Source organism: uncultured Lutibacter sp. (genome assembly GCF_937891065.1).
GTDB lineage: Bacteria > Bacteroidota > Bacteroidia > Flavobacteriales > Flavobacteriaceae > Lutibacter.
The window spans coordinates 1-2845 of the sequence record NZ_CALAEQ010000250.1 but is presented as its reverse complement, the minus strand read 5'-3'; the positions used below and the strand labels follow the sequence as shown (position 1 = coordinate 2845).

The window sequence follows — 2845 nt, the reverse complement described above, 5'->3', positions numbered from 1 at the left end:
CTCCTGCAGTAGCAACTGCTATTGCAAGATGTTGGCCTGAAAAATATGTATTTACCTATCAAGGTGATGGAGATTTAGCTGCTATTGGTACTGCTGAAACTATTCATGCTTGTAACAGAGGTGAAAACATTGTTATTATTTTTGTGAACAATGGAATTTACGGAATGACAGGTGGACAAATGGCTCCAACAACTTTAGCGGGTATGAAATCTTCAACCTCTCCTTACGGAAGAGAAATTGAAACTATGGGATCTCCATTAAAAATGACTGAATTAATTGCAAACCTCCCAGGTGTTCAATATGTAACAAGACATGCTGTGCATACTCATAAACATGCTCGTAAAGCTAAAAAAGCACTTAAAAAAGCTTTTGAAAACACAAGAAACAAAAAAGGACTTTCATTTGTTGAAATAGTCTCTAACTGTAACTCTGGATGGAAAATGACACCAAATGAATCTAATATTTGGATGGAAGAAAATATGTTCCCATATTTTCCTTTAGGTGATATTAAAGTTGATGGTGTTTTAAAATAAAAAATTATGACAGAAGAAATAATTATAGCAGGATTTGGTGGTCAAGGTGTACTATCAATGGGGAAAATTTTAGCATACTCTGGTATCATGCAAGACCAAGAAGTTAGTTGGATGCCATCTTACGGACCAGAAATGCGTGGTGGAACAGCAAATGTAACAGTTATTTTAAGTGATGATAGAATTAGTTCTCCTTACTTACAAATATTTGATACCGCTATTGTTTTAAACCAACAATCTATGGATAAATTTGAGGAATCAGTAAAACCAGGTGGTGTTTTATTATACGATCCAAATGGTATCTCTCATCCTCCAACAAGAACAGATATTAAAATTTTCCAGATTGAAGGTAACAAATTGGCTACTGAAATGGGAAATGTAAAAATATTTAATATGGTAATTTTAGGTGCATTTTTAAAAGTAAAACCTATTGTACTTTTAGACAATGTAATTGAAGGATTAAAAAAATCCTTACCTGAACGTTATCATCATTTAATCCCTTTAAATAAAGAAGCTATTACTATGGGTATGAATAGCGTAACTTTATATAAAATGACTGAAGCTATTTCATAGTTTAGATATTTATTGATTTTTAACCTTAAATTCGGTTTCTTTGTAATATTAATATTACAAAGAAACCGAATTTTTTATGAGTACAATTTTAATAACTGGTGGTACAGGTTTAGTAGGAAAACATCTTTCTATTATGCTAAGCAAAAAAGGATATAATGTCACTGTACTAAGTAGAAACCAAACCACGAAACCAAATTGTTATTACTGGAATTTAGAAACTAATTATATTGATGCCAAAGCGGTAATTGAAGCTGATTATATTATTCATTTAGCAGGGGCTGGTATTGCTGATAAACGTTGGACTAATGAAAGAAAAATAGAATTAATTGATAGTCGTGTAAAATCTACAAATCTATTATTTCGTAAAATAAAAGAGTTAAACCCTAATTTAAAAGCATTTATTGCGGCATCAGGTATTGGTTATTATGGAGCTACAACTTCAACAAAAATTTATGAAGAAAATGATGAATCAGGAGCTGATTTTTTAAGCGAAATATGTAAGCTTTGGGAAAATGCTTCAAACCAATTTAAAACATTAAATATTAGAACTGTTATTTTAAGAACTGGAGTTGTTTTCTCTGAAAAAGGAGGTGCATTTGAAAAAATAAGTAAACCCTTTAAACTTGGTGTTGGTGCAGCTCTTGGAAGTGGAAAACAATTTATTCCTTGGATTCACCTCGAAGATTTATGTAATATGTATGCTGAAGTAATTGAAAACACCGAAATTAATGGGGTTTATAATGCTGTTGCACCTGAACACATCACCAATAAAACACTATCCAAACAAATTGCGAAAGTGCTTAAAAAACCATTTTGGTTACCTAATATTCCCTCATTCTTTTTAAAGCTATTTTTAGGGAAAATGACAATAATACTATTGGAAGGAAGTAGGGTTTCTTCAAGAAAAATTGTAGCAACAGGATTCAAATTTAACTATACAACCTTAACTAAGGCATTGCATAACTTACTTAAATAAGCCTAGTTCTAAATAAAAAAGCTAAATATCTATAGAATATAAAAGAGAATAGATAGCTATTTGCTAACTAAATATTAATCATTAATAAGTTTATCAATAATTCTACTTACTGGTAAAATTTCTTTGGTGTGTTCTATACTAGGACCAGCAACCCAAACGGTTTTGTAGGTCGCTTTTGTTGCGGCATTGGTTACTGCGTTGTTACCAATCATAAAGCGAACCATTTTAACCCATTTTTTTAATTTTTTGTTCTTATTTAGAAATGACTCGATCCAAGATTGTTTAGTTCCAATTTTTTCAACATAGGGTGTTTTAATAACGGTACAAGGTGTGCCAGAAATACGTTCGGTCATTATAATATCTTTAGCACCATAATTAACACACGCCTGCTTGTATTCTTCAGTAACACCCGCTTCTATTGAAGCTATAAACGGACTTCCAACTGAAACTCCTTCAGCACCAAAACTTAGCATTTTATCAATATCAACTCTACGCCCAACTCCACCCGCTGAAATAACAGGAATTGAACAATTTGATGCTATTAATTTAATTAACTCTTCAGCATTCAAATTTCCTCTATGACCACCAGCTTCATTGTTAACGGCAATAATAGCATCAGCACCCAAGCTTTCAACTTTTTTAGCAAAACTTAAATCTGTTACATCACAAAATACTTTAATATTATGTTTATGTGCCTGCTTAATAGTTTCTTCTGGACTTCCAAGCGAAGTAATAATAAAATCAACACCTTCTTCACAAAGTATTT

General features: G+C 31.7%; 4 protein-coding genes. 3 read left to right on the top strand and 1 reads right to left on the bottom strand.

Translation table 11 applies throughout. The annotated features are described in order from the left end of the window. From Q0352_RS13495 to Q0352_RS13485, 3 genes are all read left to right on the top strand, one after another. A partial coding sequence (locus Q0352_RS13495) for a thiamine pyrophosphate-dependent enzyme (protein ID WP_299528360.1) occupies positions 1 to 533 on the top strand: 533 nt, incomplete at its 5' end. 6 nt (positions 534 to 539) lie between these two features. Further along, positions 540 to 1103, top strand: a complete 564-nt coding sequence (locus Q0352_RS13490) for a 2-oxoacid:acceptor oxidoreductase family protein (protein ID WP_299528358.1) — start codon at positions 540 to 542, stop codon at positions 1101 to 1103. 76 nt (positions 1104 to 1179) lie between these two features. Further along, positions 1180 to 2079 carry a TIGR01777 family oxidoreductase gene (locus Q0352_RS13485; protein WP_299528356.1) on the top strand — a complete coding sequence of 300 codons (900 nt, stop codon included), beginning with the start codon at positions 1180 to 1182 and terminating at the stop codon, positions 2077 to 2079. A gap of 74 nt (positions 2080 to 2153) precedes the next feature. On the opposite strand, the gene Q0352_RS13480 is transcribed toward Q0352_RS13485, so the two are convergent. After that, on the bottom strand, positions 2154 to 2845 hold a 692-nt coding region (locus Q0352_RS13480), incomplete at its 5' end, for a nitronate monooxygenase family protein (RefSeq protein ID WP_299528354.1).

Excerpts from the sequence above, each read along its gene's own strand:
- Q0352_RS13485 (WP_299528356.1), top strand. The coding sequence starts at position 1,180 with ATGAGTACAATTTTAATAACTGGTGGTACAGGTTTAGTAGGAAAACAT.
- Q0352_RS13490 (WP_299528358.1), top strand. The coding sequence starts at position 540 with ATGACAGAAGAAATAATTATAGCAGGATTTGGTGGTCAAGGTGTACTA.